This is a genomic window from Pseudomonas sp. I3-I5, assembly GCF_022699445.1.
Taxonomy (GTDB): domain Bacteria; phylum Pseudomonadota; class Gammaproteobacteria; order Pseudomonadales; family Pseudomonadaceae; genus Aquipseudomonas; species Aquipseudomonas fulva.
The window spans coordinates 3,848,502-3,874,879 of the sequence record NZ_CP093940.1 but is presented as its reverse complement, the minus strand read 5'-3'; the positions used below and the strand labels follow the sequence as shown (position 1 = coordinate 3,874,879).

Annotated in this window: 21 protein-coding genes; 13 read left to right on the top strand and 8 right to left on the bottom strand. The window is 62.9% G+C overall.

Annotated features, from left to right (window positions below; translation table 11 throughout):
• Positions 1–21 precede the first annotated feature (21 nt).
• Together MOP87_RS17240 and MOP87_RS17235 are read right to left on the bottom strand one after the other, a co-directional pair.
• A complete protein-coding gene (locus MOP87_RS17240; RefSeq protein ID WP_104926519.1) occupies positions 22–1,017 on the bottom strand; it encodes a class I SAM-dependent methyltransferase in 996 nt (331 codons plus the stop codon).
• Between the two features lie 50 nt (positions 1,018–1,067).
• The gene (locus MOP87_RS17235) at positions 1,068–2,033 is read right to left on the bottom strand and encodes a 2-hydroxyacid dehydrogenase (protein WP_242809843.1); all 966 of its coding nucleotides are present in this window, start codon (positions 2,031–2,033) and stop codon (positions 1,068–1,070) included.
• Positions 2,034–2,236: 203 nt separating this feature from the next.
• Between MOP87_RS17235 and MOP87_RS17230 the strand changes: the two genes are divergently transcribed.
• From MOP87_RS17230 to MOP87_RS17200, 7 genes are all read left to right on the top strand, one after another.
• Positions 2,237–3,919, top strand: a complete 1,683-nt coding sequence (locus MOP87_RS17230) for a fatty acid--CoA ligase (protein ID WP_027916602.1) — start codon at positions 2,237–2,239, stop codon at positions 3,917–3,919.
• Between the two features lie 306 nt (positions 3,920–4,225).
• A complete protein-coding gene (locus MOP87_RS17225; RefSeq protein ID WP_028688110.1) occupies positions 4,226–6,112 on the top strand; it encodes a DUF1302 domain-containing protein in 1,887 nt (628 codons plus the stop codon).
• 25 nt (positions 6,113–6,137) lie between these two features.
• Positions 6,138–7,502, top strand: a complete 1,365-nt coding sequence (locus MOP87_RS17220) for a DUF1329 domain-containing protein (RefSeq protein WP_027916600.1) — start codon at positions 6,138–6,140, stop codon at positions 7,500–7,502.
• A gap of 270 nt (positions 7,503–7,772) precedes the next feature.
• Positions 7,773–10,487: a LuxR C-terminal-related transcriptional regulator gene (locus MOP87_RS17215; RefSeq protein WP_028688111.1), complete on the top strand. Its 2,715-nt coding sequence runs from the start codon at positions 7,773–7,775 to the stop codon at positions 10,485–10,487.
• Positions 10,488–10,645: 158 nt separating this feature from the next.
• Positions 10,646–12,253: a tetratricopeptide repeat-containing response regulator gene (locus tag MOP87_RS17210; protein ID WP_027916598.1), complete on the top strand. Its 1,608-nt coding sequence runs from the start codon at positions 10,646–10,648 to the stop codon at positions 12,251–12,253.
• The gene (locus tag MOP87_RS17205) at positions 12,250–12,942 is read left to right on the top strand and encodes a HAMP domain-containing sensor histidine kinase (RefSeq protein ID WP_027916597.1); all 693 of its coding nucleotides are present in this window, start codon (positions 12,250–12,252) and stop codon (positions 12,940–12,942) included. The genes MOP87_RS17210 and MOP87_RS17205 overlap by 4 nt, the downstream gene beginning before the upstream one ends.
• A 126-nt stretch (positions 12,943–13,068) precedes the next feature.
• A complete protein-coding gene (locus tag MOP87_RS17200) occupies positions 13,069–13,785 on the top strand; it encodes an OmpA family protein (RefSeq protein ID WP_028688113.1) in 717 nt (238 codons plus the stop codon).
• 34 nt (positions 13,786–13,819) lie between these two features.
• Here MOP87_RS17200 and pta read toward each other — a convergent pair whose 3' ends face one another.
• Together pta and MOP87_RS17190 are read right to left on the bottom strand one after the other, a co-directional pair.
• Positions 13,820–15,907 carry a phosphate acetyltransferase gene (gene pta, locus MOP87_RS17195; RefSeq protein ID WP_027916595.1) on the bottom strand — a complete coding sequence of 696 codons (2,088 nt, stop codon included), beginning with the start codon at positions 15,905–15,907 and terminating at the stop codon, positions 13,820–13,822.
• A gap of 31 nt (positions 15,908–15,938) precedes the next feature.
• A complete protein-coding gene (locus MOP87_RS17190; protein WP_242809842.1) occupies positions 15,939–16,241 on the bottom strand; it encodes a DUF3565 domain-containing protein in 303 nt (100 codons plus the stop codon).
• Between MOP87_RS17190 and MOP87_RS17185 the strand changes: the two genes are divergently transcribed.
• Both MOP87_RS17185 and MOP87_RS17180 read left to right on the top strand, forming a co-directional pair.
• A complete protein-coding gene (locus tag MOP87_RS17185) occupies positions 16,240–16,725 on the top strand; it encodes a peptidylprolyl isomerase (protein WP_027916593.1) in 486 nt (161 codons plus the stop codon). The two genes, MOP87_RS17190 and MOP87_RS17185, sit on opposite strands and share 2 nt — an antisense overlap.
• Positions 16,726–16,870: 145 nt before the next feature.
• Positions 16,871–17,353, top strand: coding sequence for a glutathione peroxidase (locus MOP87_RS17180; RefSeq protein ID WP_027916592.1), 483 nt, complete (start codon positions 16,871–16,873; stop codon positions 17,351–17,353).
• Between the two features lie 38 nt (positions 17,354–17,391).
• Here the strand turns inward: MOP87_RS17180 and MOP87_RS17175 are convergent, their stop codons facing one another.
• On the bottom strand, positions 17,392–18,582 hold the full coding sequence (locus MOP87_RS17175) for a glycosyltransferase family 1 protein (protein ID WP_242809841.1): 1,191 nt from the start codon (positions 18,580–18,582) through the stop codon (positions 17,392–17,394).
• A 173-nt stretch (positions 18,583–18,755) separates the two neighbouring features.
• Between MOP87_RS17175 and MOP87_RS17170 the strand changes: the two genes are divergently transcribed.
• Positions 18,756–20,072: a PAS domain-containing methyl-accepting chemotaxis protein gene (locus MOP87_RS17170; RefSeq protein ID WP_028688115.1), complete on the top strand. Its 1,317-nt coding sequence runs from the start codon at positions 18,756–18,758 to the stop codon at positions 20,070–20,072.
• A gap of 114 nt (positions 20,073–20,186) precedes the next feature.
• Here the strand turns inward: MOP87_RS17170 and MOP87_RS17165 are convergent, their stop codons facing one another.
• Both MOP87_RS17165 and cysZ read right to left on the bottom strand, forming a co-directional pair.
• Positions 20,187–20,402, bottom strand: coding sequence for a TIGR02450 family Trp-rich protein (locus MOP87_RS17165; protein WP_023534670.1), 216 nt, complete (start codon positions 20,400–20,402; stop codon positions 20,187–20,189).
• 43 nt (positions 20,403–20,445) lie between these two features.
• Positions 20,446–21,210 (bottom strand): sulfate transporter CysZ, encoded by a 765-nt coding sequence (gene cysZ / locus MOP87_RS17160; RefSeq protein WP_110606933.1) that lies wholly within the window; start codon positions 21,208–21,210, stop codon positions 20,446–20,448.
• 288 nt (positions 21,211–21,498) lie between these two features.
• Here cysZ and trxB point away from each other — a divergent pair, with 288 nt between their 5' ends.
• Positions 21,499–22,461: a thioredoxin-disulfide reductase gene (trxB, locus tag MOP87_RS17155; RefSeq protein ID WP_027916588.1), complete on the top strand. Its 963-nt coding sequence runs from the start codon at positions 21,499–21,501 to the stop codon at positions 22,459–22,461.
• A 32-nt stretch (positions 22,462–22,493) separates the two neighbouring features.
• Here the strand turns inward: trxB and nadC are convergent, their stop codons facing one another.
• Positions 22,494–23,342, bottom strand: coding sequence for a carboxylating nicotinate-nucleotide diphosphorylase (gene nadC, locus MOP87_RS17150; protein WP_028688118.1), 849 nt, complete (start codon positions 23,340–23,342; stop codon positions 22,494–22,496).
• Between the two features lie 241 nt (positions 23,343–23,583).
• On the opposite strand from nadC, the gene MOP87_RS17145 reads away from it, so the two are divergent.
• Together MOP87_RS17145 and ampD are read left to right on the top strand one after the other, a co-directional pair.
• The gene (locus MOP87_RS17145) at positions 23,584–25,737 is read left to right on the top strand and encodes a DUF1631 domain-containing protein (protein ID WP_242809840.1); all 2,154 of its coding nucleotides are present in this window, start codon (positions 23,584–23,586) and stop codon (positions 25,735–25,737) included.
• A 72-nt stretch (positions 25,738–25,809) separates the two neighbouring features.
• Positions 25,810–26,376 carry a 1,6-anhydro-N-acetylmuramyl-L-alanine amidase AmpD gene (gene ampD / locus MOP87_RS17140; RefSeq protein WP_242809839.1) on the top strand — a complete coding sequence of 189 codons (567 nt, stop codon included), beginning with the start codon at positions 25,810–25,812 and terminating at the stop codon, positions 26,374–26,376.
• Positions 26,377–26,378 lie beyond the last annotated feature (2 nt).

Here is a 26,378-nt window from a genome sequence, read left to right as displayed (position 1 = left end):
TTTCGGCAAGCGCTGTTTTTATCAGCGTGTTGCCTGGTAGATCCTGAACCCGTCGGCTTCCTCCAGGACCTGACAGTTGCCCAACGCTGCTTCGATGATCGGTTTGTAGCGCAGGAAAGTGTTGGCTACCAAGCGTATCTGGCCACCTTTTCGCAGATGAACGGCAGATTTTTGCAGCAAGTTCTCCGATGCCTGGTAATCGGTATGGACCCCGGTGTGAAACGGCGGGTTGCTCAGTATCACGTCCAGGTCCAAAGGTGCTGCATCGATACCGTCACCTTGCACGACGTCGGCTTCCAGGCCGTTGGCCGCCAGGGTCAGACGGCTGGCGGCCACGGCGAAGGCATCCACATCGAGCATCGTTACCCGGCTGTCTGGGTAGCGCCGTTTCACTGCCGTCCCCAGCACGCCAGCGCCGCAGCCGAAGTCCAGCACATGACCTTCGGGCAGCGCCTCCAGGTGGCGCAGCAGCACCGCCGTGCCTCGGTCGAGGCGGCCGTGGCTGAAGACCCCAGGCAGGCTCACCACCTGCAAGGGACCCTCTGGCAGAGCCAGCTCGAACTGCTTGGCCAACGTGTGCAGCGCGACTGCCTCCGGCGCCTGCTCGATGCTGACTTGCCACAGTTGGCAGTGCCGGGCGCTGTCGAGTTTGCGCGGCTTGCCCAATGCCTGGAGGTGCCGTGCGACGCTTTCGATCCCCCCGCGCTTTTCACCCACCACGTACAACGTGCCGCCTTGCAGGCGTGCGGCCAGGGTGGTGAGCAGGTAGGCCGCCAGCTCGCGCGACTTGGGAAGAAACAGCACGGCAGTGGGCACGTCCACCGCTGGAGGCTCCACCGCGCAATGGCAGCGGCCGGCAAAGCGGCTTTCGAGCAGGGCGTGATCGCCTGCGTGCCAGGTCCAGGCATGAGCCTGGGGCAGTTGAGCCAACAGGCCATCGGCTGGGGCCCCTGCAATCAGCAGCGGGCCCTGGAACAGCTCTGCCTGGCGGAGCAACACTTCACTGCGCGGGTCCATGGACGACGCCTCCGAAAAATCGCGCAGTGTAGCAGAGCCGCGCTTGCGCCTCAGCCGACCACGCGGCGTGCCTGCCCGGCAAAGTACGCCTGGGCGTTTTCCGCCAGTTGGCCCACGATCCGCTGGCGCGCCTCGACCGCGCCCCAGGCGCTGTGAGGGGTAACGATCAGGCGCTCGATGCCAGGTTCGAGCAGGGGGTTGCCGTCAACCGGAGGCTCGACGCTCAATACGTCGGTTGCAGCCCCGCCCAGGTGGCCGCTGCGCAATGCATCGGCCAGCGCCTGCTCATCGATCAGCCCGCCACGGGCGGTATTGACCACCAGTGCACCGGGCTTGAGCAAGGCCAGCTCGCGCTCGCCGATCATGTGCCGGGTGTGCTCATTCAGGGGGCAATGCAAGGTCAGGGCGTCGACCTGTGGCAGCAGTTCATCCAGGGGCAGGCGGTCGGCACGGCTCGGCCGGCCTGGAATCTGCCCGCTCAGCACGCGCATGCCGAAGGCTTCGGCCAGGCGCGCCACTGCACCGCCCAGTTCGCCATGGCCCAGCAAGCCGAGGGTCTTGCCCTCCAGCTCGACGATTGGATAGTCCAACAGGCAGAACTGGCTAGCTTTGGCCCATCGCCCCTCGGCCACCGCCTGGTTGTAATCACACAGGCGCGTGGCCAGCGCCAGCAGCAGGCCCAGGGTGTGCTGGGCCACCGAAGGTGTGCCGTAGCCCTGGCAGTTGCAGACCGTGATGCCTTGCGCCCGTGCGGCAGCCAGGTCGACGTTGTTGGTGCCGGTGGCGGCCACCAGGATCAGCTTGAGCTGTGGGTTCGCTTCGAGGCAGGCGGCGTCGAGCACCACCTTGTTACTGATCACCGCAACAGCACCTTGAAGACGTTCCGCCACCTGTTCTGGCGTCGTGGCAGCGAACAGCGCCAGTGAATCGAACGACTGATGCAGCGGTGTCAGGTCCAGGTCGCCCAGGTCCAGGGAGTCTTGGTCGAGAAAAACGGCGTGGCGCGAGCTGGGCATAGATGGGCTCCGGTTACAGAGAAGGGGAGGAAGGTCTGGTTGACGCCTGTGGGCCAGTGTCCAGCCCCTGCTTGCCGCCCGTCAACGCCTGGCGCCTCAGGCTGCATTGGCCAAATCATTCCTTCGGCTGATTTGACCGGCGCAGTCGCACACTACAGTGACGCCACGCCTTGCAAGCCCTCGCCTCAATAAAAGGGATATTTATGCTGCAGACCCGTCTCCTCAAGCCCGCCGACGACGCCTATGCCTACCCCCTGCTGATCAAACGCCTGCTGATGTCGGCCAGCCGCTACGAAAAAACCCGTGAGATCGTCTACCGGGACCAGGTGCGGCTGACCTACGCCCAGTTGAACCAGCGCATCGCGCAGTTGGCCAACGTGCTGAGCGAAGCTGGCGTCAAGGCCGGTGACACCGTGGCAGTGATGGACTGGGACAGCCACCGCTACCTTGAGTGTATGTTCGCCATCCCGATGATCGGGGCGGTGGTGCATACCATCAACGTGCGCCTCTCGCCCGACCAGATTCTTTACACCATGAATCATGCCGAAGACCGGCTGGTGCTGGTCAACAGCGACTTCATCGAGTTGTACCAGTCCATTGCCGGCCAGCTGACCACGGTCGAGCGCACCGTGCTGCTGACCGATGGGGCGGACACCCAGGCGGCCTTGCCTAACCTGGTCGGCGAGTATGAACAGCTGTTGGCTGGCGCGAGCACGCAGTACGATTTCCCCGACTTCGACGAACACTCGGTCGCCACCACCTTCTACACCACAGGCACCACGGGCAACCCCAAGGGGGTGTATTTCACCCATCGGCAACTGGTCTTGCATACGCTGGCCGAAGCCTCGGTCATGGGCAGCATTGACAGTGTGCGGCTGCTGGGTAGCGATGACGTGTACATGCCCATCACCCCCATGTTCCACGTGCATGCCTGGGGTATTCCGTACGTTGCGACCATGCTGGGCGTCAAACAGGTGTACCCGGGGCGTTACGAGCCCGAGATGCTGCTCAAGCTATGGCGCGAAGAGCGGGTCACCTTCTCCCACTGCGTGCCCACCATCCTGCAGATGCTGCTCAACTGCCCTCACGGCAAAGGTGTGGATTTCGGCGGTTGGAAAATCATCATCGGCGGCAGTGCGCTGAACCGTTCGCTCTACGATGCGGCCTACGCCCGCGGCATTCAGCTGACAGCGGCCTATGGCATGTCCGAGACGTGCCCGTTGATCAGTGCCGCGCACCTCAACGACGAGCTGCAGGCCGGCACCGAAGATGAGCGCATCAGTTACCGCATCAAGGCCGGTGTACCGGTGCCGCTGGTGGAGGCGGCCATCATCGATGCACAAGGGCGTTTCCTGCCCGCCGACGGTGAAAGCCAGGGTGAACTGGTGCTGCGCGCGCCATGGTTGACGCAGGGCTATTTCAAAGAGCCGGAAAAGAGCCAGGCCTTGTGGGAGAACGGCTGGCTGCACACCGGCGACGTCGCCACGCTCGACAGCATGGGTTTCATCGACATCCGCGATCGCATCAAGGATGTGATCAAGACCGGCGGCGAATGGCTGTCTTCGCTGGATTTGGAAGACATGATCAGCGCGCATCCGGCTGTGCGGGAAGTGGCGGTGGTCGGGGCTGCCGACCCGCAGTGGGGCGAGCGCCCCTTTGCCCTGGTGGTGGTGCGCGAAGGCCAGGCGATCGACGCCAAGGCACTCAAGGAGCACCTCAAGCCGTTCGTGGAGCAAGGGCGCATCAATAAGTGGGCCATCCCCAGTCAGGTCGCCCTTGTTACTGAAATTCCCAAGACCAGTGTCGGCAAGCTCGACAAGAAACGCATCCGCCAGGACATTATCGAGTGGCAGGCCGGTAACAGTGCCTTCCTGTCCACCCTGTGAAAGCGGGCATGCGGCAATCTGTCCCGGGCCAACCCGCATGCCAGAGCGGTGCAGTGCTTGCCAAATTGCGCAAATGCGCCATTCTTCGGCACGGCCGGGGCGCAGTCGGAGCACACAGCACCGCCCTGGCGGCACGGAGCGCAAATCACACTTTAGAGGGATCGAGCGCCTGTGCCTTGCTGGCTATAGTCGGGGCCAGGGGCTTTCGGGAGGGGAGGGTGAGCAGGCGCAGGCTTGCACACCGGTCGTTCGGGCCGTTCCTTGAAGCACCACTGCCATAACAAAAAAGAACATGGAGTAGCGTCGATGAAATCTGCAAACCCGTTCTGGCGCAGGGCCAGGTTGCCCATGGCTGTAAGCCTGGCGTCCACCCTTGCCAGTCCCGCTTTCGCGGTCAGTTTCAACATCGGTGAAATCGAAGGCCAGTTCGACTCGTCGCTCTCCATCGGCGCCAGTTGGTCCACGGCCAACCCCAACCGCAACCTGATCGGGGTCAACAACGGCGGCAAGGGCCTTTCGCAAACGTCCGACGACGGCCACCTCAACTTCAAGAAGGGCGAGACCTTCTCCAAGATCTTCAAGGGCATCCACGACCTGGAGCTCAAGTACGGCGATACCGGCATCTTCGTGCGCGGCAAGTACTGGTACGACTTCGAACTCAAGGACGAGGGCCGGCGTTTCAAGGACATCAGCGACTCCAACCGCAAGGAAGGGGCCAAGTCCTCGGGTGCCGAGCTGCTCGACGCCTTCGTCTACCACAACTACTCCATCGGCGATCAGCCGGGCTCGGTGCGCCTGGGCAAGCAAGTGGTCAGCTGGGGCGAGAGCACCTTCATCGGCAGCGGCATCAATGCCATCAACCCGATCGACGTGTCGGCGTTTCGCCGGCCAGGGGCCGAGATCAAGGAAGGCCTGATTCCGGTCAACATGTTCTATGTGTCCCAGAGCCTGACCGACAACCTGTCGGCCGAGGCCTTCTACCAGCTCGAGTGGGACCAGACCGTCGTCGACAACTGCGGCACCTTCTTCTCACAGCCAGACATCATTGCCGACGGCTGCACCGACAACCTGCGCGTGCTCAACAGCAGCCGTACCGTGCCTGCCGCCGCTCGCCAGTTCCTGGCCACCCGCGGCGTAAACATCAACGAAGAAGGGGTGATGGTGCGCCGTGGCGGCGACCGCGATGCCCGTGACAGCGGTCAGTTCGGTGTGGCCATGCGCTACATGTTCGAACCGCTGGACACCGAGTTTGGCGCCTACTTCATGAACTACCACAGCCGTGCGCCGATCTTCAGCGCAACCGGCGCATCGCCTTCGGTCTTCTCCGCCATCCCGACCCTTCCAGCGCAGTTGCGTGCACTGGCACCGTTGATCGTGGCTGGCAACTCCAAGTACTTCGTCGAGTACCCCGAAGACATTCGCCTGTATGGCCTGAGCTTCTCCACCACGCTGCCCACCGGCACCGCCTGGAGCGGTGAGATCAGCTACCGCCCCAACGCACCTGTGCAGCTCAACACCACCGACATCCTGTTCGCCGGTGTGCGCCCGCTGGGCGGCGCCTTGAGCAACGCGTCGCTGCTCGATGGCGTGCCTGGTCAGGACCTGCATGGCTACCGGCGCAAGGAAGTCACTCAGTTCCAGACCACCCTGACCCACTTCTTCGACCAGGTGATGGGCGCCAGCCGCATGACCGTGGTAGGCGAGCTGGGCGTGACCCATGTGGGCGGCCTGGAAAGCGCCTACGACACACGCTACGGCCGCGATCCGGTGTTCGGCCCTGGCCCGTTGCCCGCCACCGGTGGGGCCAATACCTGCCAGGCGCTCAACACCAGCACCATTGCTGGCGCAGGTGCCGGTGCCTCGACGGCCAACCTGAACCGCAAGTGCGAGAACGACGGCTACACCACCAGCACCTCGTGGGGCTACCGCGCCCGGGTCATCTGGGACTACAACGATGTGTTCGCAGGCGTCAACCTCAAGCCGAGCGTGGCCTGGTCTCATGACGTCTCCGGTTACTCGCCAGGCCCAGGCGGCAACTTCGAGGAGGGCCGCAAGGCCGTCAGCCTGGGGCTCGATGCCGAGTACCAGAACACCTACACCGCCAGCCTGTCGTACACCAATTTCTTCGACGGCAAGTACAGCACCGTGGATGACCGCGACTTCCTCGCCCTCAGCTTCGGCGTGAACTTCTAAGCATACGGATCCAGGACGACACGACATGAACAACACCAGAAGTCTGCTGCAAGCCGGTGTGCTGGGCCTGTCCCTGCTGGCAACCAGCGTGATGGCGGCAGTACCGGCCGGCGAAGCGGCCAAATTGGGCAACACCCTGACCCCGATGGGCGCAGAAAAGGCCGGCAACGCCGATGGCTCCATCGGGCCCTGGCAGCCGCTTTCGAAGACGGCCGGCAGCGTCGATGGCAAAGGCTTCCTCGCCGACCCCTACGGTACCGAGCAACCGCTGTTCACCATCACCGCGCAGAACGCCGACCAGTACAAGGACAAACTGTCTCCAGGCCAGATGGCCATGCTCAAGCGCTACCCGGACACCTACAAGTTGCCTGTCTACAAGACGCACCGTGGGTCAACGGTACCGGCCGAGGTGTTTGCTGCAATCAAGGAAAACGCCACCCAGGCAACCCTGGTGGAAGGTGGTAACGGCCTGAACAACTTCCGCACGGCAGTGCCGTTCCCCATCCCACAGAACGGGCTGGAAGTGATCTGGAACCACATCACTCGCTACCGCGGTGGCAGTGTGAGCCGCCAGGTCATCCAGGCGACCCCGCAGCAGAATGGTTCCTTCAACCCGGTGTCTTTCTCTGATCAGTTCGTGTTCCGTGATCGGATGAAAGACTACGACCCCAACAATCCAGGCAACATCCTGTTCTACTTCAAGCAGGAAGTGACCGCGCCGGCACGCCTTGCAGGCACCGTGCTGCTCGTTCACGAAACCCTCGACCAGGTCAAGGAACCGCGCAAGGCATGGATCTACAACGCCGGCCAACGCCGCGTACGTCAGGCGCCGCAGGTGTCGTACGACGGCCCGGGGACGGCTGCCGACGGCCTGCGCACCTCCGATAACCTGGACATGTTCAACGGCGCTCCGGACCGCTATGACTGGAAGCTCGAAGGTAAAAAGGAGCTGTACATCGCCTCCAACGCCTTCAAGCTCGACGACCCGAAGCTCAAGTACGCCGACATCATCAAGGCAGGGCACATCAACCAGGACCTGGCCCGCTACGAGCTGCGCCGCGTCTGGCATGTGGTGGCCACACTCAAGCCCGGCCAGCGACATATCTACGCCAAGCGTGACTTCTACATCGACGAAGACACCTGGCAAGCTGCCGTGATCGACCAGTATGACGGGCGCAACCAGCTGTGGCGCGTCTCTGAAGCCCATTCGCAGCCGTACTACAACGTCGAGGTACCATGGATCACCCTGGAAGCCATCTATGACCTGCAATCGGGGCGCTACCTGGCCTTGGGCATGAAGAACGAAGAAAAGCGTGCCTACAACTTCAACTTTACTGCCAGCAAGGCCGACTTCCAGCCTGCGGCCCTGCGTCAGTCGGGCATCCGCTGACAGCGAAGCCATAAAATGATGGGGCCACGCTCGGTGGCCCCATCGCGCCCATGCAAGGGTGCCAGTCCCAGCAGATGCGCCAGGCCGGTGCGATAAACCGTCTGAATACCCCGCCAAAGCCCCCATCCCAGCCTGCGTCGACCGGCGCTGTTGCTTTTTGTCGTAGTCTTTTTCCGACGCAGTCTCCCCGCCAACTTCAAATGCAGGGCGTTAACCGCTAGTCTCGCAACCACCCTTACGCCGTATTTTTCCACCCAGAACGAGCCGGCCATGACAGATCTGTCCCGTACGCATGGATGCACCAGCCAGGCCGTGGGCCTGATGGACGAGCATTTCTTTCGACCGCCCTTGCCCGACGGCCATGTCCCGCGTCAGCGTCTGTGCCAGCGCCTGCAAGCCGGGCTGGGCGGGCGGTTGCTGCTGATCAGTGCGCCCGCGGGCTTCGGCAAGAGTTCACTGGCCATCGAGTTCTGCGAGACGCTGCCTGCCCACTGGCGCACGCTGTGGTTGGGCTTGAGCCAGCGAGATGCCGATCCCGGGCGCTTTCTGGAGCGTCTGCTCGACGGGTTGCAGCAGCACTGCCCAGCCATGGATGGGCAGGCGATGGCGCTGTTGAAGATGCGCCAGCGCCACCAGCCGTTCGCGTTCGAGCCGTGGCTTGGCACGGTGCTCGACGCGTTGGCGCTGAACCTGCGCAGTGAGTCGCCCTTGCTGGTGGTGCTGGACGACTACCACCTTGCCCAGGGGCCCGTCCTGGACCACTGCCTGCAATTCTTCCTGAACCACTTGCCCGCAGGCCTTGTGTTGCTGGTGACCAGTCGTCAGCGCCCGGACTGGCACCTGGCACGCCTTCGCCTCTGCCGGCAATTGGCCGAACTGAACGAGCAGGACCTGCGACTGACCGCCGAGGAGTCGCTGGCGGTGCTGGGGCGCAGGCCCACTGGCCTGCGTGGCCAAGCGCTGGACAACCTCATCCAGCGCAGCGATGGCTGGGTGGCCGGGCTGCGTTTCTGGCAGCTGGCCGCCAGCGAGTCGAGCGATGAAAACGTTCTGCCCCAGGCGTTGCACGGTGGCGAAGGCCTGATCCGCGATTATCTGCTCGAAGAAGTGATCGACATACTGCCTGCGCCTGTGCAGCGCTTTCTCGACGAGACGGCGTGCCTGGAACGCTTCTGCGCGCCTCTATGCGACGCGGTACGGCTGCAACAGGACAGCAACGCGATCCTGGATTTTCTGCAATCGCACCAGGTGTTTCTGGTGCCCCTGGATGAGCATGGCCGGTGGTTTCGCTACCACCACCTGTTCTCCGATCTGCTTCGCAGCCGCCAGGCACGCGAGCCTTTGACCGAGCGGCACCTGCGTGCCTCTTGCTGGTTCCAGGCCCAAGGCTTGCTGGATGAGGCGGTGGAGCAGGCGTTGCGCGGGGGCGACCTGAACGCGGCGGCCGACCTCGTGCAAAGCCTGTCCGAAGAGCAGTTGCTGGCCGAGCAGAACGTCGCCATGTTGCTGCGTTGGAAAATGGACCTGCCTGACAGCCTGCTGGTCAGCACACCGCGCCTGATCGTGTTGTACAGCTGGGCCCTTGGCCTGGCGTGCCAGCTCGACGCTGCCGAGGAACTGGCAAGCCATCTGGGGCGCTTTCTGCCGGCGCCTTCTGCCACTGCCCAGAAGTCCATGCTCGCCCAGTGGCTGGCACTGAGCGGCGTGATCGCCAGAGGCCGAGGCGATCGTGAACGCACCCTGACTTGCTGCACCGAAGCACTGCAGAGCCTGCCCTGCAAACGGTATGGCCAGCGCCTGGTGTGCCTGTCGACATTGTCGAACCTGGCAATCGCCGAGGGCGACTTCTGGCGTGCGCGCGGTTGGAACCGAGAAGCGCTGGAGCTGGCGCAGCGCGTGGGCAACCCATTGTTCGAGGCCTTGGCCCACTATGACAGGGCCCGGGTATTGCACGCCCGAGGCGAGGTTGTGCGAGCACTGGGCGAAGTGCGCGAAGGGCTACAGCGTTTGCACGGGTTGTCCGCACAGCGGTTGTATGCGATCCGGGCGCGGCTGACCTTGTACGAAGGGTATCTGCTGGTCGCACACCTGTGCCCGGAGCAGGGGCTTGCTCGGCTGCGTGGTGGCCTGGGCGAGGCACGTGCCTGCCGCGACATCAGTGTGCTCATCGGTCATTGCGTGATTGCCATGCTCGACGGCCGGGAAGGGCGCTTTGCCGAGGCGTTCACGGAACTCGCCGAAGCCGAACGTCTGATGCATATCTGGGATGTGCCCCCGGTGTACTACCTGGCGATGATCACCCTGGTCAAATGCGAGCTCTGGCTCGCGCAAGGGCGCATGGATCTCGCCGAATCCTGGCTGTCGCGCCTGGGGCAGACCTACGGCGGCGCGCAGGCGGCACTGGCGCCCGAATTTCACCCGTTGTTGCCCTGCCATGTCGCTTTGCAGCAAGCCGCGCTCGACCGCATTCAGGGGCGTGAAGCAGAGGCGGCGCGCAACCTTGAACAGCTTGCCGAGCGCGGCCAGGGTTGTGGGGGCATGATGCTGATGGTCAGCGCCTTGTGCCCCTTGATCGCCTTGCACCTGGATCAGGGGCATCAGGCGCAGGCAGCACGCTTGCTGCCGACACTGCTGCAGGCGGCCAGGGGCGGTGTGTTGCAGCCGTTTCAGGAGCTGCTGCAACGCTACCCGCAGTGGCTGCGCGATCAGGTCCAGAGCAGCGAAAACTGTCCGGTTAGGGCCCAGTTGCTTGAGCGCCTGCCCGGCTTGCCATGCACCAGCGCCAGTGCTGATGCGCTCAGTAGCCGCGAGCGGGCAGTGCTGGAGCTGATCGCCCAGGGCTGGTCTAACCAGCAGATCAGCGAGCGGCTGTTCATTTCGCTGCACACGGTCAAGACGCACGCCAGCCACATCAACAGCAAGCTGGGGGTAGAGCGCCGCACCCAAGCCGTGGCCAGGGCCAAGGCGCTTGGCTTGCTGGAGTGAGAGTGGCAGGGCATGCGGCGGGTAGCTAAAATGCTGGCCTGATGCCACCTTGCAAGTGGCGCGTACACCTCGCTTATCTTTTCCGACCGCCTGCCGATACAGCGTTCGGTGGTTCGCCTCGTGCCATCTTTCCATTTCTTCCAGGGCAGGTCGTGTTGATGCTGCAGTTCGGGCAAAAGAGTTTTCTGATCGTTGACGACTTCACCGACTTTCGCACGTCGACCCGCTCCATGCTGCGCGAGCTGGGCGTTCGCGACGTGGACACCGCCGACAGTGGCGAGCAGGCGCTGCGCATGTGCGCCCAGAAGCGTTATGACTGCATCCTGCAAGACTTTCACTTGGGGGATGGCAAGAAAAACGGCCAGCAGGTGCTCGAAGACCTGATCATCGACAAGCACATCAGCCACGAATGCGTGTTCATCATGGTCACCGCCGAAAGCAGCCAGGCCATTGTGCTCAGCGCCATCGAGCACGAGCCCGACGCCTACCTGACCAAGCCCTTCAACCGGGTAGGCCTTGCCCAGCGGGTGGAAAAACTCTACCAACGCAAGGCACTGCTAAAGCCGATCCTCCAGGCGCTGGACCGCAATCGCCCTGGTGAAGTGCTGGCAGCCTGCGCCGAGCTGTGCAAGCGCGACCCGCGCCTGGCGCCGCTGTGCCTGCGCTACCGGGCCGATGCGCTGCGCAACCTCAACCGCTTCGAAGAACTCGAGAAGTTTCTCAAGGCCATTCTCGCCAGCCGCCCGCAGCCCTGGGTGTACGCGGCATTGGGCAGCTTGATGCACAAGCGCGGGCAGCTTGCCCAGGCCCAGGCCGTCTACGAGCAGGCGCTCAAGGCCTTCCCGATCATGCCCAGTCTCTACGATGGCATGGCCGATGTGCTGGAGGCGCAAGGCGAAACCAAGCGCGCCCAAGGGCTGTTGGAGGAGGCCGTGCGCCTCTCGCCGTTATCGGTTCGGCGCCAATCGAAGCTGGGCAAGCTGGCGTTGGCCAACGAAGACTTCGACAGCGCGTCCAAGGCGTTCCGGCATGCCGTGAATCAAGGGCAGAGCTCACGCTACAAGGATGCCGAGAATAACCTGGGCCTGGTGCAGGCGTTGATGAGCCGCAATGCAGGCTTTGGCCTGGACGCGCGCACCCGGGTCGAGATCAACACCACGCTCAGCGAGGTGGCCAAGGAAAACCCGGAAGACCAGGGCCTTCAGGTGCGTGCCCGCATGATGAAAGCTGCCAGCCTGCAGCAGGCCGGTGACCCGGAGACCGCTGCCAAGCTGACCGACCAGGCCGTCCAGCGCCTGGAAAAGATGAACCAGTTCTTCTCGGTCGATGCGGCCCTGACCGTTGCTCGGCAATTACAGGCATCGGGGCAGGATGCCGCGGCCATCGGCGTGCTCAGAAGCTGTGTGGAGAGTTATGGCGACGACCCCAAGGTCATGGAACGAGTAGGCCAGCTGACGGATGACCCCAGCGTGCTGAACGCCATTACCGAAGCCGTCACGCTCAATCGTCAAGGCGTGCGCAGTTACCAGGGAGGTCAGCTCGGCGAGGCGTTGCAGCTGTTCCGTAAAGCGTTGGGCCTGCAGCCCAGGAACATCAGTATCGCCCTCAATACCGCCCAGGCGCTGCTGCGCATTGGCGGAGAGAATCCTCAGCCTGCGATCATGCAGGAGTGCCGCGACGCCTTGACGAGCGTGGCCGGTATCCCCGCCAGCGATAATCGCTATGACCGCTACCGCAAACTGCATACCCGGGTGTTCGGCGCATGAATCTTGATAATCAGGGGCTGGATTTTTCCACGGTGATCGCCTCCACCGTGCACGACCTGAAGAATTCGCTCTCGGCACTGATCCAGTCCCACAGCCAGTGGGTCCAGCGCTTGCCTGAAGAGCTGCGCGGTGGCGCGGAACAGGGGGTGATGGAACATGAGTTCCGGCACCTCAATGGCATGCTGGTGCAGTTGCTGGGCTTGTACAAGCTCGGCGTTAATCAACTGCCGGTGTGCCCGGACTACCACGAACTCGACGACTTCATCGAAGCGCAGTTGGCGGCCCATGAAGAAGTGCTGCAACACAATGCCATCGAGGCGAACTGGCGCATCGATACCGATAATCCCCTGGGCTTCTTCGACCGTGAACTGGTGGCCTCGGTGGTGACCAACGTCATCACCAATGCCACGCGGTTCGCCGAAAAGGCCCTGCTGATTACCATCGAAGAGGCAGACAACCAACTGGTCATCTGCATCAACGATGACGGGCCCGGCTACCCGGCGCGCATGATCGAACGGCAACAGGAATACATCCAGGGCATCGACTCCACCAGTGGTAGCACGGGCCTTGGCTTGTATTTCGCTGCGCGTATTGCGGCCTTGCATGAAAGCGGCGGCGTACAGGGCCGCATCGACATCTCCAACGGGGGTGCGCTTGGAGGCGGCCTATTCCGGTTGTACTTGCCCTGAGGAGTGAGCAGGGCGGTGCAGAAATGCGCAGGCGGGTGCGGAATTTTCACCCGGCAAGACACTCCAAGCCTGACATAGAGCCGTTCCAGACCTACGGCCTACATGATCAATACGAGGAGCTTGCCCATGTTCACCATGCGTCGCCTGATTATCGTCGCAACCACTGCTGCCCTGATGACCGGCTGTGCGGGGCAGAACCCCTATGAGAACCAGGGGCAAGATGGCGGCGGCATGAGCAAGACCGCCAAGTACGGAGGCCTGGGTGCCCTGGCCGGTGCCGTGGCCGGCGCCGCGATCGATCACAACCACCGTGGCAAGGGCGCACTGATCGGTGCTGCGGCCATAGGCGCCGCGGCGGCTGGCTACGGCTACTACGCCGACAAGCAGGAAGCCGAACTGCGCGCGAAAATGGCCAACACCGGTGTCGAGGTTCAGCGCCAGGGCGATCAGATCAAACTGATCATGCCCGGCAACATCACCTTCGCCACTGACTCGGCCAACATCTCGCCAAGTTTCTACGCGCCGTTGAACAACCTGGCCGGCTCGTTCAAGCAGTTCAACCAGAACAACATCGAAGTGGTGGGCTTCACCGACAGCACCGGTAGCCGCCAGCACAACATGGACCTGTCCCAGCGCCGTGCCCAGGCAGTCAGCAGCTACCTGACCTCCCAGGGTGTGGACGCCTCGCGGGTCACCGTGCGTGGCATGGGCCCGGATCAACCCATCGCCAGCAACGCCGATGCCAATGGCCGCGCGCAGAACCGCCGCGTGGAAGTGAACCTCAAGCCGATTCCTGGCCAGCAATACGACCAGCAGCAAGGCCAGGTTCAGCAGTATCCCTGACCGAGTTGGGGGGGCGCTTGATGGCCCCCCGCATTTAGCGCACTTCGCTCGCCTGGATGGCGGTCAGCGCAATGGTGTGCACGATGTCATCGACCTGCGCCCCGCGCGGTAGATCGTTCACTGGCTTGCGCAGCCCCTGCAGCATGGGCCCCAGGCTCACGCCGTCGGTGCTGCGCTGCACCGCCTTGTGCGTGGTATTGCCGGTGTTCAGGTCCGGAAACACGAACACCGTGGCGCGGCCGGCCACCTGACTGCCCGGCGCCAGGTCGCGTGCAACGGCAGGGTTCACGGCCGCATCGTATTGCAACGGCCCGTCGATCATCAGTTGCTCGCCGCCATCCCTGGCCATGCGTGTGGCCTCGCGCACCTTCTCCACTTCCTCGTCGCTTGCCGAATCGCTCGAATAGCTGATCATCGCTACCCGTGGCGTGATACCGAAGGTGAGCGCCGATGCAGCGCTCTGGCGCGCGATTTCGGCGAGTTCGGCGGCATTGGGGTGGGGGTTCATCACGCAGTCGCCGTAGACCAGCACTTGGTCCGGGAACAACATGAAGAAGACCGAAGAGACCAGGCTGGCGCCCGGTGCGGTCTTGATCAACTGCAATGCAGGGCGGATGGTGTTGGCCGTCGAGTGCACCAGGCCCGAGACCAGGCCATCGACTTCATCCAGGGCTAGCATCATGGTGCCGATGACCACCGGGTCTTCGAGCTGTTGCTCGGCCATCGGTGCGTTGAGGTTCTTGCTTTTGCGCAGCGCCACCATGGGCTCGACATAGCGCTGGCGGATCAGGTCCGGGTCCAAAACTTCCAACCCTTCGGGCAGGGTGATGCCCTGTGCGCGGGCCACGGCATCGACCGCTTCAGGCTTGGCGAGCAGCACGCAGCGGGCAATGCCGCGAGCCTGGCAGATGGCCGCTGCCTGCACCAGCAGCGGCTCGGCACCTTCGGGCAGGACGATACGTTTGTTGGCCTGCTGCGCGCGCTGGATCAGTTGATAGCGGAACACGGCTGGCGACAGGCGCATCTCGCGCGGCGCGCCGCAGCGCTGGCTCAACCAGGCGCCGTCGAGGTGGCTGGCTACGAAGTCGGTGATGAACTCGGCACGCTCGCGGTCATCGACCGGGATTTCCCGGTTCAGGGCATTGAGCTGGTTTGCGGTGTCGTAGGACCCTGTGCTGACCGACAGGATCGGCAACCCGGCCTGTAGCGCCCCGCGGCACAGCCCCAGGATACGCGCATCGGGCTTGCTGTCGCTGGTCAGCAGCAGGCCTGCCAACGGCACGCCGTTGATGGCTGCCAGGCTCACGGCAAGGATGATGTCGTCGCGATCGCCGGGCGTCACCACCAAGGTCCCGGATGTCAGCAGCGGCACGGTGTTGGCCACCGTGCGGGCGCAGATGATGATCTTGGTCATGCGCCGCTGTTCGTAGTCACCGGCATTGAGGACCTGAGCCCCGAGCAGCTCTGCCACATCGCGCGTGCGCGGGGCGTTGAGCTCTGGTTGATAGGGAATGCAGCCGATCAAGCGGAAGTCATCGCCGCGCAGCAGCGGCGAGTGCTCACGCAGGCGCGTCGAGAATTGCTCCATGCTCTGGTCGGTGCGCACCTTGTTCAGAATCACGCCCAGCACCTTGGGGTCGCGCGGACCTCCGAACAGCTGGGCCTGTAGCTCGACCCTGCCGGACAGTTCACTGAGCACTTCCTGTTCGGCGGCAGATACCAGGATCACTTCGGCATCCAGGCTCTTGGCAAGGTGCAGGTTTACGCGTGCTGCGTAGCTGGCGTGACGGGTAGGGACCATGCCCTCGACCACGACCACGTCGTTGCCCACACACGCCTGCTGGTACAAGCGAACGATCGACTCGAGCAGTTCGTCCAGCTGGCCATCGCCCAGCATCCGTTCGACCTGGGCAAGGCTCAAGGGCGTCGGCGGCATGATGCCATGGGTACGTGCGATCAGCTCGGTGGAGCGCTCCGGGCCGGTGTCGCCTGGGTGGGGCTGGGCAACAGGCTTGAAGAAGCCCACTTTCAGGCCGGCGCGCTCCAGCGTGCGCACAAGGCCCAGGCTGATGGACGTAAGGCCGACGCCAAAGTCGGTTGGTGCGATGAAAAAAGTCTGCATGCGTGCTTCTCGAAATAAGCGGTGCAAGGGATCAGCGATCAAGGGTAGCGCTATCGGGACCCTGTGCGCACCAACCGCACGGGAACGCCTGGCCGATGCGCTGCGCACGCTGTTCGGGGTCGAGCACCCATGGGCGCAGTTGCCAGGGCGGCACGTGGCGCAGGTGCTGGGTGTGGCCACAGCTCAACTGGAAGAACCAGTGGCCTTCGGCATCCTGGGAAAAACCGATGATCCGACTGATGGACATGGGCGGATCCAGGCGAGGTTCGCAATCGGGCGATGGCTTGGTTACACTTGTGCGTTCTACATTCTTTTGCAAAAGGTCTTGCCCCATGCTGATCGCCGCCAACAAGGCTGTCTCCATCGACTATACCCTGACTAACGACGCCGGGGAGACCATCGACAGCTCCGCCGGTGGCGCGCCGCTGGTTTACCTGCAAGGTGCCGGCAACATCATCCCAGGCCTGGAAAAGGCCCTGGAAGGCAAGCAGGCCGGCGACGAGCTGACCGTTTCCATCGAGCCTGAAGACGCCTACGGCGAATACCTGGCCGAGCTGGTCAGCACCCTGAACCGCAGCCTGTTCGAAGGCGTCGACGAGCTGGAAGTGGGCATGCAGTTCCACGCATCGGCCCCCGATGGCCAGATGCAGATCGTGACCATCCGTGACGTGGACGGCGACGACGTGACCGTCGATGGCAACCACCCACTGGCCGGCCAGCGCCTGAACTTCCAGGTCAAGGTCGTTAACGTGCGTGACGCCAGCGAAGAAGAAATTGCTCACCGTCACATCCACGGTGAAGGTGGCCATCACCACTGATCTTTCTGCGCTAAGCTCAGAAAGTCGCCAGGCGTTCGGGCAAGCCGCCCTGCCTTCCCAAGGAAGGCGACGGCTTGAACGAACGCCTTTTTAGTGGGCGCAATTTGCCCAGGTGCCGTCGGCGACCTGAAAAGGGGATTACAGCATGAGTGCATTTCACGACCTGAAGTTGAACGCGCTTGACGGTGGCGATCTGTCCTTGAAACCGTACAAGGGGCAGGTAGTGCTGGTGGTCAACGTGGCCTCCAAGTGCGGCCTGACACCTCAGTACGCGGCGCTTGAGCAGCTCTACCAAACGTACAAGGACAAAGGTTTCACGGTCCTTGGCCTGCCCTGCAATCAGTTCGCAGGGCAGGAGCCGGGCAGCGAAGCGCAGATCCAGGCGTTCTGCCGCGTGAACTATGGCGTGAGCTTTCCGCTGAGCGCCAAGCTCGATGTGAATGGGCCCCAGCGTCACTCGATGTATCGCCTTCTGGCGGGCGAGGGCGCGGAGTTTCCGGGGGACATCACCTGGAATTTCGAGAAATTCCTGGTGGGCAAGGACGGGCGGGTATTGGCGCGCTTCTCTCCACGCACGGCGCCGGATGATCCTGCGGTGGTCCAGGCCATCGAGAAGGCCCTTGGCTAATCACGCACCGGGTGCTCGCCTTGGCCGCGGCGGTGGCTTCACAGCGGCGGCAGTGGCTGCATCGAGGTAGCTTGGCGCCCATGAGTGCTCAGTGAGGCGCTGAGCAGGTGCGCTTCGAACTGATCGACGATTTTCGACCACCCCTGATGGCTGGCATGCTGCCGCGCATTGAGCCTCACCCGCCGCAGGGTCTCGCTGTCTTGCAGCAGCCAGCAAGCAGCATCGATGAATGCTGCCACGTCGCCTGGCATGGCCAGCGCACCATTGTGGCCATGGCCGATGTGCTGCGCGGCCGTTGCCTGGTCATAAGCGACCACCGCCAACCCTGACGCCATGGCTTCGAGCACCACATTGCCAAACGTCTCGGTCAGGCTCGGAAACAGAAACAGATCACTGCTGGCATAGTGCTCGGCCAGTTGTTCGCCTCGCTGGACCCCGCATAAGACAGCCTCGGGGACCTGCTGCAGCAGCTTCCCCCGCAGTGGCCCGTCCCCCACCAGGATCAGGCGTAATCTTCGCTGTGGCAGAGCCCGCTGCAGAGCTTCGAAACAGCTTTGCAAAAGCCCCAGGTTTTTCTCCGGTGCCAACCGTCCCACATGCAGGACGGCGATATCATCGTGGCCCAGCCCCCAGCGTTCGCGCAGCGCCTGGCTGCGACGAGCCGGGTTGAACAGCTCCGCATCTACGCCGCGCTCCATGTGCACCAGCCGCTCGAAGCCGCGGCGCTCGAGCCAACGCTGTTGGTTCAAGCTGGGCACGAGGGTCAAGACGGCCCGGTGATGAAACCAGCGCAGGTAAAGGCTTAGCAGGCGTGCTACCACGCCCATGCCGTATTGCCCTGAAGGGTGCGCAACGTGGGTATGCAATCCGCTGACAACGGCGATCCCTAACCGCCGAGCGGTGCGCAATGCGCTCAGCCCCACGGGGCCTTCAGTGGCGATGTAGATGACATCAGGCCGTTGCCGGCGCCAGTGCCTTGTTAGCGTATGCAGGGAGACCCCGCCGCGTTGCAACCCCGTGTAGCCGGGCAGTGGCCAATCGCGCCACAGTCGCACACCAGGGTTGTGGCCCGAAGCCTGCTCCCCTGGCTGGCGGGGGCGGACGACGCTGACCTGATGGCCACGCAGGCGCAGCCCTTCGCTCAGGTTCAAAAGAATGCAGGCCACGCCGTTGATGTGCGGGGCGAAGGTGTCGCTGACCAGGCAGATGTGCAGAGCAGGTGTGTTCATGAACTGACTATCCACTTGCTGCATTGCCGGGGTATGACGGCGAGGTGACGCCTGCATGATGCATGGCTCACGACGGCCGATGACGCGCACGAATATTCATCGAGGCTGCACTCAAGAGGCGCAGTTCCCCGCCGATGCAGTTGCATTCGCCCCCACGCTCCAGGAGAGCGGTGATGTTCAACAACAAGCTCAAGCAAGAAATCCGGCAGTTGCGTGAAGAACTGATGATCATCGACCAAATCAAGAGCAGCCTTGACAGCGAAATGCTGGTGCTGCAACTCGATCCGGCCGGTCGAATCGAACTGGTCAATGGCAATTTCGAAACCGAGATGCTGTATAGGGCCGACCAGTTGCTTGGGCGCAACATCGAAGACATCGTGCCTGCCCACGTCAAGTCGCTGGATTTTCACCAGCGCATGAAAAATGCCATCAGCCGGGGCGAGCATTTCAATGGCGCGTTTCGCCTGCTGCGCGGGGACGGCCAGGAAGCCTGGCTGCGTACGATCCTGCAACCTGTGAAGGGTAGCGACGGGCGCATCAAGTATTTCACCCTGCATTCGAGCGACCTGACCCGAACCATCGTCACCTCCCGCGAGCACGAGAGCCTGATCAAGGCGTTGATGCGCTCGACGGCGGTCATCGAGTTCGACCTCGATGGCATGATCCTGACCGCCAACGAACGCTTCCTGTCGGCAGTGGGGTACCGGCTGGATCAAATCCGTGGCAAGCACCACCGTATGTTCTGCGAACCTGCCGAGGTCAATGCACCGGGCTACCAGGCATTCTGGGACAAGCTTCGTCGCGGTGAATACATTGCCGAGCGCTTTCGGCGGATCGATGCTCACGGCCGGGTAATCTGGCTGGAAGCGTCCTACAACCCGATCTTCAACGCCCACGATGAGCTCTACAAAGTGGTCAAGTTCGCCACGGTCATCACCGAACAGGTGAACCAGGAGCAAGCAGTGGCCCAGGCGGCGGACGTTGCCTACAACACCTCGCGGGAAACGGACACCAGCGCCCGCCGGGCCACCGAGGTGGTCGGGCAGAGCGTCAGCGTCATGCGCGGGCTGGAAGCCTCGATGCTTCAGGCTGCCGAAGGCATCCAGGCGCTGGACACCCAGTCGCGGGTCATTGGTTCGATCATCAAGACCATCAGCGATATCGCCGGGCAGACCAACCTGCTGGCGCTCAACGCCGCCATCGAAGCCGCCCGCGCTGGCGAGCAGGGGCGGGGCTTTGCGGTGGTGGCCGATGAGGTGCGTCAGCTGGCCTCGCGCACCAGTACGGCTACCGAGGAAATAGCCCGTGTGGTGCAGCAAAACGAGCAGTTGGCCCAGGCTGCGGTGTCGATCATCGACACCAGCAAGCGTCAGGCCGAAGAAGGCCGCGCGCTGGCGGACCAGACCGGAAGCGTGATCGAGGAAATCCAGGAAGGGGCCAGGCGGGTGGTGGATGTGGTGGGGCAGTTCTCCAGCCGCCTGGGGCAGTGATGCTGGGCAGTTTTGCAGGCCAGTGGTGACCCTGAACCAAGCGACACGCAGCCGTCTGCTTGGACACGTACAAGGTTAGCCGCTGCCTGAAAGGCACACGGCCGGTTTACGCGCTCACCGCCAGCCCATCGCCCACACCTGGGCGTCGCGCAGCACCCGCCAATCCAGCCACTCGCTGCGCCCACTGTGCACCGCCTGCAGTTCCACGCGCAGCAGCACGCCCGCTTCGTCATGCTCCAGGTCGGTGACCAGGAAGTGCTTTTCACGGTTTACCGGCTGCGTTGCGGTCCATTTCGACAGCTTGAGTTTGGCGGGGCTGAAGCGGTTCATGGTCTGCTCCTGTAGATGGGGTAGGGTTACGCCTGGGGCAGGCTCAGGCCCGATGCGCAGGGGTGCTCACGACACGTGCATTGCCGTTCTCGCGCACCCAGAACAACGTCGCCCCCGCCACCGCCGCCGGCATCATCACCACATTCACCCCCGGGATCAGCAACGCCAGGTAAGTCACCCCGCCAAAGCCCAGGGACTGCCAGCGCTTCTCCCGCAGCCAGGCGAGCATGTCTTGCCAGCTCATCTTGTTGTTGTCGGCCGGGTAGTCGATGTACTGGATGGCCATCATCCATACGCCGAAAATCAGCCAAAGCGGCGCGGCGACCACGTTGACCACCGGGATCAACGACAGGATGAACAAGGCGGTGGCGCGTGGCAGGAAGTAGCCGAGCTTGCGCATTTCGCGGCCCAGTGTGCGGGGGATCATCGCCAGCAGCTCTGCCCAGCTGAAGGCTGGGAAATGATCGTCGCCGCGCACCACCACTTCCACCTTTTCAGCCAGGAAGCCATTGAACGGTGCCGCGATGATGTTGGCCACCAAGGTGAAGGTGAAGAACACCATCAACACCAGCAGCACCACGAACAAGGGCCAGAGGATGTAGGTCAGGAAGCTCAGCCAGCTTGGCAGCGTGGGCACCAGCGCGTCCAGCCACTGGCTGAACTGGTGGCCGGCAAAATAGATGAGACCACCGAACAGCAGCAGGTTGATGGTCAGCGGCAGCAGCACGAACAAGCGCAGGCCAGGGCTCAGGATCAGCTTCAGGCCTTCGCGCAGGTACTGTGGCCCGGAAAGAACGGGGGCTTGCATGTATCACTCCGCAGAAAAGGTAGTCGGCAGACATTACCGAGTTTCGGGGTGATGCGGAAGCTGCGCCATCTGGGTGAAACCGGCGGTAACAAAAGCCAAGGTTCGACCCTGCCAACGCAAAGACGCACATAGACGATGGCTATGAGGTGGATTGTCTAAGGATATTTCCTTACTCTTTGCCACCTCGCTACAGTGCGCTCATATTTCAGCGTCACAGGCCTGCCCGTGGTGCAGGCCCTACTTCATTTGCACAGCTGGCCCTTACAGCCCGCTCGACAGGAGTTCGACATGTCCGAAGCACGTCATTCGCGCGTCATCATTCTGGGCTCCGGCCCTGCCGGTTACAGCGCAGCGGTCTACGCGGCCCGTGCCAACCTCAAGCCGCTGCTGATCACTGGCATGCAGGCCGGTGGCCAGTTGACCACCACCACCGAAGTCGACAACTGGCCGGGCGACCCGCACGGCCTGACCGGCCCTGCACTGATGCAACGCATGCAGGAACACGCCGAGCGTTTCGAAACTGAAATCGTCTTCGACCACATCAACGCCGTAGACCTGGCCAACAAGCCGTTCACGTTGACCGGCGACAGCGGCACCTACACCTGTGACGCCCTGATCGTGGCCACTGGTGCCAGCGCTCGTTACCTGGGCCTGCCGTCGGAAGAAGCGTTCATGGGCAAGGGTGTATCGGCCTGCGCCACCTGCGATGGCTTCTTCTACCGCAACAAGCCGGTCGCGGTGGTTGGCGGCGGCAACACGGCCGTTGAAGAGGCGCTGTACCTGGCCAACATCGCCAGCAAGGTAACCCTGGTGCACCGCCGCGATACCTTCCGCGCCGAGAAGATCCTGATCGACAAGCTGCATGCCCGCGTTGCCGAAGGCAAGATCGAGCTCAAGCTGAACGCTACCCTGGATGAAGTCCTGGGCGACAACATGGGTGTGACCGGCGCGCGCTTGAAGAACAACGATGGCAGCAGCGACGAGATCAAGGTAGACGGCGTGTTCATCGCCATCGGCCACACCCCGAATACCTCGCTGTTCGAAGGCCAGCTGACCCTCAAGGACGGCTACCTGGTGGTCAGCGGCGGCCGTGAAGGCAACGCCACTGCCACCAACGTCGCGGGCGTATTCGCCGCAGGTGACGTGGCTGACCATGTCTACCGTCAGGCCATCACCTCGGCCGGTGCGGGCTGCATGGCTGCGCTGGACGTCGAGCGCTACCTGGACGGCCTGGCCAACGCCTCGTTCTGATCCTTCGATCGGGGCCGCCTGGCGGCCCCGTGTTACAAGCTAAGGCGCATCGACAGGTCGACCGCTCGCACATCCTTGGTCATCGAACCTATCGAGATGTAATCCACACCGGTTTCGGCAATGGCCCGCAGGGTCGTTTCGCTGACGCCGCCGCTGGCCTCCAGCTTCGCCTTGCCGGCTGTGATGCCGACGGCTTGCTTCATCTCATCGAGCGTCAGCTCATCGAGCATGATGATGTCGGCGCCAGCACTCAGCGCCTGATGCAATTCCTCCAGGCTTTCCACCTCGATTTCCACCGGCTTGCCGGGGGCGATGCGGTGGGCGGCGTGTACCGCTTCAGCGACGCCACCACAGGCTGCAATATGGTTTTCCTTGATCAGGAAAGCGTCATACAGGCCTATGCGGTGGTTGTAGCAGCCGCCACAGGTCACTGCGTATTTTTGCGCCAGGCGCAAGCCAGGCAAAGTCTTGCGGGTGTCCAGCAACCGTACCTGCGTGCCTTCTACCAGATCCGCCAATGTGCGCGCACGCGTGGCAACCCCGGACAGCATCTGCAGGAAATTGAGCGCACTGCGCTCGCCGCTGAGCAGCGCCCGCGCCGGGCCTTCCAGATGAAACAGCGGCTGGTTGGGCTGGGCGCGATCGCCGTCGACCACCTGCCAGTGCACGGCTACGCGTGGGTCGAGTTGACGAAACACCGCATCGACCCAAGCCGTACCGGCTACCACACACCCTTCGCGAGTAATGATCGTTGCCTTGGCCAGCCGCTCGGCCGGGATGAGCTGGGCGGTGATGTCGCCGCTACCGATGTCCTCCAGCAACGCGCGGCGCACGTTGGCTTCGATTTCGGCGGTGAGGTCGGCAAGGCGTAGATTAGGCATGGTTGGCTCCACAAGCGAGATGCCCGCGATTATAGGGCAGGGCGCAGGTGTGTACAGCCGGTGGTCGGTTGCCATGACGCAGCGGGTTGAGCAATCACTGCCTATTCAGGGTCAAGACTTACCAAGGGAAACGTATCTGGCAGTAAAAGGAATTATTCCTGATAATGCTGTCTGATATTTGGCGTCATGCTATTGGCGAAATCGGCCGTGTCTGGGCCCGACACCCTGCAAGGAGTACAGGATGCACAAAGAGGGCAAGGTAGTGCCCTTGGCGGCGGCTGAACATGGACGGCGCACGCCCCCTTCGAGTCTGCCCATTGCGCTGCTGCAGGTGCGCGATCAGGCCGCCTTGCAGCTGCGTCAGGGTTTGCAGGCGCTGTTCGACAATGCCGACGATACGCTGTTCGAAATGGCGGACAAGGCCGCTGACCGGTTCGCTCAGCACCTGTATTTCGAAGCCATGCGCGACTTGCGGCTCAAACGCAAGAGCATCGAGCGGCTGTTTCTCGATACCGTCCATGAAGCCTTCGCGCGCTTGGTCGAGCCTGAGCCTGAACGTGCCCCGGCAACCATCGTTCACGCCTTGTCTTCTACCCCCGGTCAGTCCGAGCGCGCAGCAGCGGTGGAAGCGATGGTTGCCAGAGTGAAGGCCCGTGATGGCGTCGCCTTACAGCAACTGGGCCTGCGCTTGCAGACGCTGCTCGAACGTCATGTGCCTGAGCAGTGCAACCCTTTGAACCCTATTGCCCTGTGCCGCTGCTTTCTCGAAGCCGGGCAAAGCCTGGGTGTAGGGCCGCGCGTAAAGCTGGTGCTGCTCAAGCTGTTCGAACGGTACGTGCTGTGCGACGCGCAAGTCATCTATGGCGAAGCCAACAGGGTACTGATTGCGGCAGGTGTGCTGGGGCAGCTGCCACCGACGCCTTGCCGACGAGCTGGAGACAGTTGCTTGCTGGCGGAGCCGGACGAGCGTTCCTATCATGAGCCTGAAGCGGCCGACGATACCGCAGGCGAGGCCTTGTTCGCCTCCCTGCAGCCGCTTCTGCGATCGACACGTGGGGTGTTGGCGCCTCGCCTGGGTGCACCGGCCGGCGCCCAGCAGGTCAGCAGGGCCGATCTGCTGCGGCTGCTTTCACACCTGCAGCACTATGTGCCGGAGCCCGGCGCGGCTGATGACTTCGTCCTTGGCCAGCAACTGGAGCAGTTGCTGCTGACCATCAGCGTGCGTAGCGGTACCCGCCGCTTCATTGGCGGTGACGACGAAGACATGATCAACCTGATCGAGCAGGTGTTCAGGTTCATTGCAAGTGATGACAATCTGCCCATTTGCCTGCGAGCAGTGCTGGCGCGCCTGCAGATCCCGCTGCTCAAGGTGGCGCTGCTGGACAGGGGGCTGCTCAGCCGCGCCAGCCATCCCGCCCGACGGCTGCTCAACGAATTGGCGGCGGCGGGGCTCGGCTGCGACCCGCGCGAGCAAGGGCAGGGTGATGCCTTGCAACTGCGCGCAGAACATGTGGTTCAGCGCTTGCTCATCGATTTTGCCGAAGACTCGCGTCTGTTCGGTGAGCTGCTCGAGGACTTTCTCGGGCAGACCCAGCATGAACGGCGGCGTACCGAGCTGTTCGAGCAGCGCACTCGGGACGCCGAAGAAGGGCGGGCCAATGCCTCGCTCGCCAGGCGACAGGTGCAACAGGTGCTCAGCCAGCGTCTGCGCGGACGTGTGTGGCCGCAGGCAGTGGTACAGATGCTGAGCAACAACTGGAGCCAGGTCATGATGCTGGCCTGGCTCAGGCACGGAGAAACCTCTCTGGGCTGGCGCAATGCTTTGCAGACCCTCGATACGTTGCTGGCCAGTGTGATGCCATCGCTTGCGCCGCAGATCCTGATGCATCAGGTACCACCGTTGCTCAAGTCACTGCGCGATGGGCTGGCCAGTGTTGGCACCGATTCGCTGGTGACCCGTGAATTTTTCCGCAAACTCCAACAACTGCACCTACGTGCTTATGCAGGTGACGCCGAGATAGACGAGAACGACATCCTGGTTACCCAGGACATCCTGGTGACGTTGGCCGAAGAGGCAGACGGGCCTGGGCTGCAACCGGCCGGTGAGCAGGGCAAGGTCTCGCAGAAGGTGCAACGCTTGCGCATGGGCACCTGGATTGAAGTGTCCGATGACGGTGGCATCCAGCGCTGCAAGTTAGTGGCTCGCCTGGACAGCTGCGACAAGCTCGTCTTTGCCAATCGCAGCGGCATGAAAGTGCGGGAGTGGAGTGGCGCCGGCCTTGACCAGGCCCTGGAAGCCGGCACTGTCCGCGTACTGGATGACGGCCCTTTATTCGAGCGCGCCCTGGAAGCGGTCATAGAGACTTTACGCAGGAGCGGGCAGGCCGCCTTGTGACGATTACCGTGTCAACGACAGCGGCGGCAGGGCATACTGACGCTCTGTGCAGCACTTTTCAGGACAGGCCCCATGCAATTGGACCGTGCCACTGGCTGGTTCCACGGAGACGGAATCACCCACTGCCCCTCACCGAATTTCAATGTTCGCCCGCAAGGTGAGCACATTTCTCTGCTGGTGCTTCACAACATCAGCTTGCCGCCGGCCGACTTCGGCGGCGGTTACGTCCAGGCGTTCTTCCAGAACCGACTCGATCCGAACGCTCACCCCTATTTCGCCACCATCGAGCACCTGAAGGTATCTGCGCACCTGTTCATCGAGCGTGGAGGCGCGGTGACCCAGTTCGTCTCGTTGCACGACCGCGCCTGGCATGCGGGCGTCTCCTGTTTCGACGGCCGTGAGGGATGCAACGACTTCTCGATCGGCATCGAGCTCGAGGGCACTGACCAGATACCCTATACCGAGGCGCAGTACCTGACCCTCGACCGCTTGACGCGTCACATCCGTAAGGCCTGGCCGGCCATTACCCCCGAGCGTATTCAAGGGCACAGCGACATCGCCCCCCAGCGCAAGACCGACCCCGGCCCTGCCTTCGACTGGGAGCGGTACCGCCAGGCGTTACAGCGCAATGAGGGCTGAAG

Coding starts and splice junctions, on each gene's coding strand:
- MOP87_RS17240 (WP_104926519.1), bottom strand. CDS start 1,017: ATGGACCCGCGCAGTGAAGTGTTGCTCCGCCAGGCAGAGCTGTTCCAG.
- MOP87_RS17235 (WP_242809843.1), bottom strand. CDS start 2,033: ATGCCCAGCTCGCGCCACGCCGTTTTTCTCGACCAAGACTCCCTGGAC.
- MOP87_RS17230 (WP_027916602.1), top strand. CDS start 2,237: ATGCTGCAGACCCGTCTCCTCAAGCCCGCCGACGACGCCTATGCCTAC.
- MOP87_RS17225 (WP_028688110.1), top strand. CDS start 4,226: ATGAAATCTGCAAACCCGTTCTGGCGCAGGGCCAGGTTGCCCATGGCT.
- MOP87_RS17220 (WP_027916600.1), top strand. CDS start 6,138: ATGAACAACACCAGAAGTCTGCTGCAAGCCGGTGTGCTGGGCCTGTCC.
- MOP87_RS17215 (WP_028688111.1), top strand. CDS start 7,773: ATGACAGATCTGTCCCGTACGCATGGATGCACCAGCCAGGCCGTGGGC.
- MOP87_RS17210 (WP_027916598.1), top strand. CDS start 10,646: ATGCTGCAGTTCGGGCAAAAGAGTTTTCTGATCGTTGACGACTTCACC.
- MOP87_RS17205 (WP_027916597.1), top strand. CDS start 12,250: ATGAATCTTGATAATCAGGGGCTGGATTTTTCCACGGTGATCGCCTCC.
- MOP87_RS17200 (WP_028688113.1), top strand. CDS start 13,069: ATGTTCACCATGCGTCGCCTGATTATCGTCGCAACCACTGCTGCCCTG.
- pta (WP_027916595.1), bottom strand. CDS start 15,907: ATGCAGACTTTTTTCATCGCACCAACCGACTTTGGCGTCGGCCTTACG.
- MOP87_RS17185 (WP_027916593.1), top strand. CDS start 16,240: ATGCTGATCGCCGCCAACAAGGCTGTCTCCATCGACTATACCCTGACT.
- MOP87_RS17190 (WP_242809842.1), bottom strand. CDS start 16,241: ATGGGGCAAGACCTTTTGCAAAAGAATGTAGAACGCACAAGTGTAACC.
- MOP87_RS17180 (WP_027916592.1), top strand. CDS start 16,871: ATGAGTGCATTTCACGACCTGAAGTTGAACGCGCTTGACGGTGGCGAT.
- MOP87_RS17175 (WP_242809841.1), bottom strand. CDS start 18,582: ATGAACACACCTGCTCTGCACATCTGCCTGGTCAGCGACACCTTCGCC.
- MOP87_RS17170 (WP_028688115.1), top strand. CDS start 18,756: ATGTTCAACAACAAGCTCAAGCAAGAAATCCGGCAGTTGCGTGAAGAA.
- MOP87_RS17165 (WP_023534670.1), bottom strand. CDS start 20,402: ATGAACCGCTTCAGCCCCGCCAAACTCAAGCTGTCGAAATGGACCGCA.
- cysZ (WP_110606933.1), bottom strand. CDS start 21,210: ATGCAAGCCCCCGTTCTTTCCGGGCCACAGTACCTGCGCGAAGGCCTG.
- trxB (WP_027916588.1), top strand. CDS start 21,499: ATGTCCGAAGCACGTCATTCGCGCGTCATCATTCTGGGCTCCGGCCCT.
- nadC (WP_028688118.1), bottom strand. CDS start 23,342: ATGCCTAATCTACGCCTTGCCGACCTCACCGCCGAAATCGAAGCCAAC.
- MOP87_RS17145 (WP_242809840.1), top strand. CDS start 23,584: ATGCACAAAGAGGGCAAGGTAGTGCCCTTGGCGGCGGCTGAACATGGA.
- ampD (WP_242809839.1), top strand. CDS start 25,810: ATGCAATTGGACCGTGCCACTGGCTGGTTCCACGGAGACGGAATCACC.